Source organism: Aquiflexum sp. (assembly GCF_041749095.1).
GTDB lineage: Bacteria > Bacteroidota > Bacteroidia > Cytophagales > Cyclobacteriaceae > Aquiflexum.
On sequence record NZ_JBGTCA010000515.1, the window covers coordinates 1 to 6697 of the forward strand.

Below are 6697 nucleotides of genomic sequence, written 5' to 3' on the forward strand. Positions count from 1 at the left end.
CCGGAAGCACACAAATACTCATCCATAAAGGAAGGGCGACTGTCTTCGATAAGATCCTGTTCAGCCAGTTCCTTCAGTTGGAAAGGCTCCCAGTAGCGGGGACCAACAATGTCCTCGTAGGGTATTAGAAAAACATTTGCACCGTACATCCAGAATGGCCGTGCTGGATCGAGCTTCTTTCCCTGTTCGATCACATACTTAAAATTATTGCCCGTACCGGATTCATTGCCGGCACTCCAAAAGACTATGGAAGGATGATTGCGATCGTGCAAAACCATTCTGCGACCCCGGTCTAGGAAGGCTGGTTTCCAAAGCGGATCATCGGACAAATGTAGAAAGCTGTGACATTCCAATTCCGCTTCATTCACGATATAAATACCGAATTGATCGGCCAGGTCGAGGTATTCCTGTGAAGGTGGGTAATGGGCGGTACGCACCAGGTTGATGTTGAATTGCTTCATCAGAGTAAAATCCCGGATGATCGTCTCAGTAGGTACAGCTTTTCCGTGATGAGGGTGGTGCATGACGCTGTTAACGCCGTTAAATTTCACTGCCGCTCCGTTTACATAAATGGCATTTCCAATAATTTCGACTTTTTTGAATCCCACATTGGGCGAATAGACCTCAATTGTCCCGCCATTGGTATCCAGGATTTCCAGAATCAATCGATATAGGTTGGGTTCCTCCGCCGACCATTTGAGAGGATTTTCCACACGGGCAGTGAAAACAAGGCTGTCTGTCGCACCAACAGCAATATCCGGTACCACCTGTAATAAGGGTTTATCAAGTATCCGGTTTCCGAATTGATCCAATAGATTGATACGAACTTTTAAACCCGAATATTCCGAAAGACCATAATTGACCAAATCCACCCAAACCCGCAGATCAGCGTGCTGATAGTTTTCATCCAAATCGGTGGAGATGTAGTAATCTCTCAAGTGAATTTTTGGGGTTGCAAACAAAGTAACTTCCCGAAAGATTCCGGAAAGATGCCACATATCCATATTTTCCAAGTAGGTCCCGTCCGAATAGCGATACACGCGAACGGCCAAAATATTGTTTCCTGGTCGGAGATAAGATGTTACATTAAACTCCACGGGGGCAATCCCGCCCTGACTATAACCTACCTCCTTGCCATTCACCCAGATATAGGCAGCGGACGTAACCCCTGCAAATCGGAGAAAGACCTCCCGATCCGACCAGTTTTCTGGAATCTGAAAAGTCCGGAGGTATGATCCGACTGGATTATAATCGTCAGGAACGCCCGGCGGACTGGTTGGAATGGGCAGTGCGATGTTTCGAAATTTTGGATGCCCAAATCCTTCCATTTGCCAGTGAGCGGGTACTTTAATATCGTCCCAATTTGAAGCCTCGAATCCTTCCGCAAAAAAATCGGAAGGCGCTTCTTTTGGCTTTGCTACCCACTTGAATTTCCAGCTCCCGTTTAGGGATTGGAAATATTCGCAATTTTCCCGCCTGCCTGCTAAGGCTGCTTCAAGGGTAGTATATGGAACAAAGGGCGCATGACCTTCACTTTGATTTTTACTGAAAATGGTTGGATCCTCGTATTCTTTAAAAGTAAAATTTTTGGAATCCCTTATGGTAAAGAAAAACAGGTATAAAACCAAGACCAGCACAAATAGAAACAAAGAAATGATAATACTTTTTCTCATCAGGTTTAGATTTTATTTTTTTTAAAGAAGAAACGTACTATCGGAGGAAAGTCAACATCAACCGACAATCTTCACTGTTCCACACTTGGATGCCAACCTACTTATCCTTAAAGCCCCCGGACCGCTTTTTCCGCCACAATTGTTTCAGTACCTCCCAATAACCACCCCCGACTTTCATCAGCCGAAAAGAAGAAACCCCCATGTCCGGAGTCCGGTTAATCCAAGAGATGGGAACCTCTTTGAGTTTATAGCCCATCAAAAGGGGTTGTAATCCCGTTTCGGCATTGACCGAAAACCCGGGCTGGGTGAGTTCCAGGCGGTCAACAACTTCCCGGCGCATCAGCTTTAGGTTGTTGGTGAGATCGCGGAATTTGCGTCGCAGCAGGATTTGAGCGATGGAATGAAAACCCCGGTTGGCAATAATCTTCTGCACAGGATAATTGAGTAATACGCTATGACGGGAAAACCGGCTTCCGACCGCTACATCATAGCCTTCGGCAATAGCATCGAAGAGGTCGCGCAATTCGGGCAGCAAATGCTGAAAATCACAATCCATGGTCAATACGTATGCTCCAGTTGAAGCGTCGATCCCATCCTTGATGGCCCTACCCACTCCGTTTGGCGGATGGCGAAATACCGGTCGGATGAGGGAATCTTCTTCTGACATTTTCCGCAATATCGCACCGGTACTGTCTGTGCTGTTATCATCTACCGGAATGATCTCGCACAGGTAATCACCGTAAAAACCTTTCAATCGTTCAATAAGTATGGGGATGTTCATTTCCTCATTGTGACAGGGGATGACTACCGAAACGGAGCCTTTCAATTGGGGATGGTCTATCAAAGAGGTGATGGGATACTCCACTTGCCGGGGCGGTTTTTGCACTCTCAAAAGAATTGAACCGGCCAGAGTCTGAATCCTGGCGGTATTTTCCAGAATGATCGACAGGTTTCGCATCACCCAGATAATGCGTGGGGTCAATGGTGCATAAACAAAATCATTGTAAACCGCAAAAACCCGGATAAAACCAAGTTCAGAGATCAGTTCGTACAGTTTCCGCCGACTCAACAGGTTTCTTGGATCACGTTTTCCCAAAAGCTTCCTCATTTTCAGCATCACATTCCAGGGATTGCTTTCGTAAAAGATCACTTGTCCGCCTGGCTTGAGCAAATCATAGATTTTTTGCAACAACCACGCACAGTTTTTGGAGTCCAATAGGTCCATGGCCACAATAAAATCGAACTGTCGATCGGCTAATGCAGCCGATTGCTGGAAGACATTGATAAATTCCACTTGGTCAGTAAAATGGGCTGGACGGGTATTTTCTTCAATAAAAGTAAGCGCGGTAATGGGGTTTTCCCCTCTGGAGACCTTCATTAGTTGTTCGGTAAAGAGACCTGCGCCACATCCCAATTCCAGGATGTTCTGATGTGGTAGCAGGTGTACCAAATGCCTGAAGGTTTGGGCTCGCCACCAGAGTCGGTCTTTGCAGATTGGATCTTTTTTCTTCCAATATTCATCGCGGAAGGTCTCCCTGATCCCAAGCGGATAGCGAGGGAAATCAAAAAGCTGATCTTTTTTAACAGGGGTTGTAGCTTCCATTGTTTTTCTGATTTCTTTTTAATTTATAAATTTTGATGCCATGAAAAAATAATCTGTCTTTTGAAATTATGTGGATTTCATTATAGCTTCTTTAATTAATTGCTTTTTGTTTCTTCTCGACCAATAAATAAGTAATGAATTCGTTTTGCTCTATTTCCGTTATCCGGTACTCCGGATTACTCAGAATATTGTTTTCCAACCATTGAGGGCAATGTACGTTCTCCCAAAGTTTTGCCTGGTAAAGTCCTTTTACTTTATCGGGGCAAGCTTTATCGTAAACCGGATAATCCATGACTATGAAGCGATCAAAGCGGCTTAAAAAAGTTTTGCTTTCTACCACCTGATCATAGAGATGTGCCGGGTAATTTCTGAGAATGGCTGTCATATGTTTAAATTCCTGTGCACCAAACATTCCGCTATTGCCCTCCAATGCCCCTTCCTCGTCGAGAATGAAATAATATTTTTCCGGTTGAGGATCATAGAAAAGATTTTCCCAGAAGTAATAGGAAAATTGGCAGACAATCGGCAAATCGGAATGGGTTTCGAGCATAATGGAACTTTCTGCAATCCTTGGATTTTCCTGAAAGGATATGCTTCTTTTTAATGGAATCCAGATAATCGCAAGATAAAACAAGAGAAGGGTTATATGGGAAATCAAATACCCCGTTGTCCGCTTTCGGAAAAAGAAAATCTCCGAGGTATCTTCCCCCTGAATACCCATAGTCTTAATAATCGGATGTAGATTATGGACTATTATAATAGCTATTCCCAAACCAGTAGGCAAAAAATACCTATTCCAGAAGATCGGCTGCATGAATTTCGAAAGTATGTAGACCCCAAGGGGTACCGCTACCCAGGCGAAGGAAGCCAGTAAAAGGTGCTTTGAATCTGCGGGTTTTTCCTTACTAAAGTAAATATCGTTTTGTGGTCTTCGAATCAGAATATACCCGAGGGTCGCAATTAAAAACACCAGAATTAAGGTAACGGGATTAAAGAAATTGTTGCGGCCGAAAAACAAATTCATCAGATCAATCAGTACTGGCTCTGGAAGCCACCCCCTAGGTTTGCTTACTCCAATCTGAACTAGAAACGCAGGCAAATAAAATAGAAAGGTGAGCCAGCTCCCTATAATTGTGAGGTAAACTTTTGGACGAAGTTTTTCAAAAAAGAAATCATAAACGATCAATGCCACCAATAGTGCGCCGCTGTAAAAAGTCCCGTGCAAATGGGTGTGGATCAAGGCAGTATGCGCTAAAAAATTGACCATCAGCAGCTTGTTTCCCGGTGCAGGTGTCCGACAGATGCGGTCATACACAAAAAGGGTCAATGCTGCTGTAGCCAGATACAGTCCGTACATTCTGGCTTCGGTATTTTGTTCCTGGATCAAGTGGGACGTGCAAAAAACCACTGCCATACCGATAACCACTGGCCAGAAGGTATAGAAGCGCCTCAGGATGACCCAGACCAAGACCAATGCTGCACAGATTCCCAGTGCAGAAAAAAGACGCAAGGATATGGTCGAATCTCCAAAAATCTGCGCCCATGGCCAGCCGATAAGAAAATACAAGGGCGGGGTATTGTTGATCTGATCATTGAATGCTTCCCACATGTGCAGGAAGGATGGATCTGAAAGCAGGAACCAGGAATAAATCTCGTCATTCCAAAAGATCTTCTTACTCGCCATAATAACACACGAACTGATAAGGGAAACTAAGATAGCCCCGAGAAAAAGCCCATCTTTTAGATACTTTTGTAAGTATGGCATGTTTTCAATTTTCAAACCCATCTCAATGTATTGTTCCGAAAGATTTCCTCCAAAATACCTGGGACGTCATATGTCAGCTTCCATTCCGGATAGTGGTCTTCAAATTTCCGGATTTGGCTGATCCACCAAATATGGTCTCCAATCCGGTTTTCTTCTGCATAGGTATATTCCAGTTTGTTTCCGCTGATGGATTCACAGATCTGAATAGCTTCTATCATCGAGCAATTACTGAACCTGCCGCCGCCGATATTATATACTTCTGCAATCTTGGGATTACGGTAAAAATGGTAAAAAGCATTGATCAGGTCATAGCTGTGTATATTGTCCCGCACCTGTTTGCCCTTATAGCCGAAGATGGTATAAGGTTTTTTGGTCATGGCGCATTTCATCAGGTAGGATAGGAAACCATGTAACTGGGTTCCCGAGTGGCTGGGCCCTGTTAGGCAGCCGCCCCGAAAGCAAGCTGTTTTCATGGAGAAATAGCGACCGTATTCCTGAACTAATATATCGGCGGCAACTTTTGATGCGCCGAACAGCGAATGTTTTGTCTGATCGATGCTCATGGTTTCGTCAATTCCCCGGGCAAAGGCATGGGATGGGTCAATTTCCCAACGCAGGTCCTGTTCTAACAAAGGCAGCCTGTTGGGTGTATCGCCATAGACTTTATTGGTGGAACAGAAAATGAAAGTACTCTCAGGAGCAAATTGCCGCGTGCCTTCCAATATGTTCAAGGTACCGTTGGCATTGACCGAAAAATCGGTATGGGGATCCTTTACGGCCCAATCGTGAGAAGGCTGCGCGGCGGCGTGGATGATAAGGTCAATATCCTTGCCATATTCCCGGAATATGTGGTCAACCGACTTCTGATTCCTGATATCTACATTGTGATGGATATACTTTCTTCCAAACTGTTCGGCCAGTTGACGCCTGTTCCAGTCGGTAGAGGCATCGTCCCCAAAAAAGACGCGGCGCATATCATTGTCGATGCCTGCAACGGTATATCCCAAATTACAAAAAAAACGCACCGCTTCCGAACCGACCAGTCCGGCAGCTCCGGTGACAAGGATTATTTTCATATAGTCTTGTATTAATAGTGGATGATTAATTAAAAACTGCTTTCAAATATAGAGGAAATTTTGAAAAAACATGATTTACCTACCAAAATTTTTAATGTCTTGATTTTTTTCAATTGAGCCGATATTTAGAAGTCCATCCCGTCAATTCTACCCCTTCTGTTAATCCGATAACCCTAGCCGTCATTCTGAGTCCCCAACATTTTGTAAATGTTCAGAAAAGGTAATGACATCAAATCGGGCTGCAGACCTCTCCTGACGTCGAGGTGACAAGGCCAAGTCATTTACAAGATTTGAATGCTATTCATAGTTCTAAACTATCATTTCTAAATCTGTCATTGGTACCATCCCGGTCATTCCGACGGCAGGAGGAATTTCAAGAGGTCCTATTTATGTTTATATTTTAACATTTGCGGATCCTCGTGAGACCCCCCGATAGACTTCTTCCGCCTCGGCGGAAAAGACCTGGCGTCGAAGTGACAAGGACAATTTCCTCCTAATTGTTAGCACAATTGCGTCATCTCTCCTAAGAATTTGCCGACTCCCGACCTCCGTCTGCCCCAACTTCCGTCTCCCGTCTTCT

Annotated in this window: 4 protein-coding genes; all 4 read right to left on the bottom strand. The window is 44.5% G+C overall.

The genetic code is table 11. The annotated features are described in order from the left end of the window. Positions 1-1673, bottom strand: a 1673-nt coding sequence (locus tag ACEW8O_RS23320) for a glycoside hydrolase family 2 TIM barrel-domain containing protein (protein ID WP_373497035.1), incomplete at its 3' end; no start/stop codon positions are given. A gap of 97 nt (positions 1674-1770) precedes the next feature. Further along, a complete protein-coding gene (locus ACEW8O_RS23325; RefSeq protein ID WP_373497036.1) occupies positions 1771-3276 on the bottom strand; it encodes a glycosyltransferase in 1506 nt (501 codons plus the stop codon). A gap of 91 nt (positions 3277-3367) precedes the next feature. After that, on the bottom strand, positions 3368-5041 hold the full coding sequence (locus ACEW8O_RS23330; protein ID WP_373497037.1) for a hypothetical protein: 1674 nt from the start codon (positions 5039-5041) through the stop codon (positions 3368-3370). Between the two features lie 11 nt (positions 5042-5052). Next, complete coding sequence (locus ACEW8O_RS23335; RefSeq protein WP_373497038.1) at positions 5053-6117, bottom strand: NAD-dependent epimerase/dehydratase family protein; 1065 nt, start codon at positions 6115-6117, stop codon at positions 5053-5055. Positions 6118-6697 lie beyond the last annotated feature (580 nt).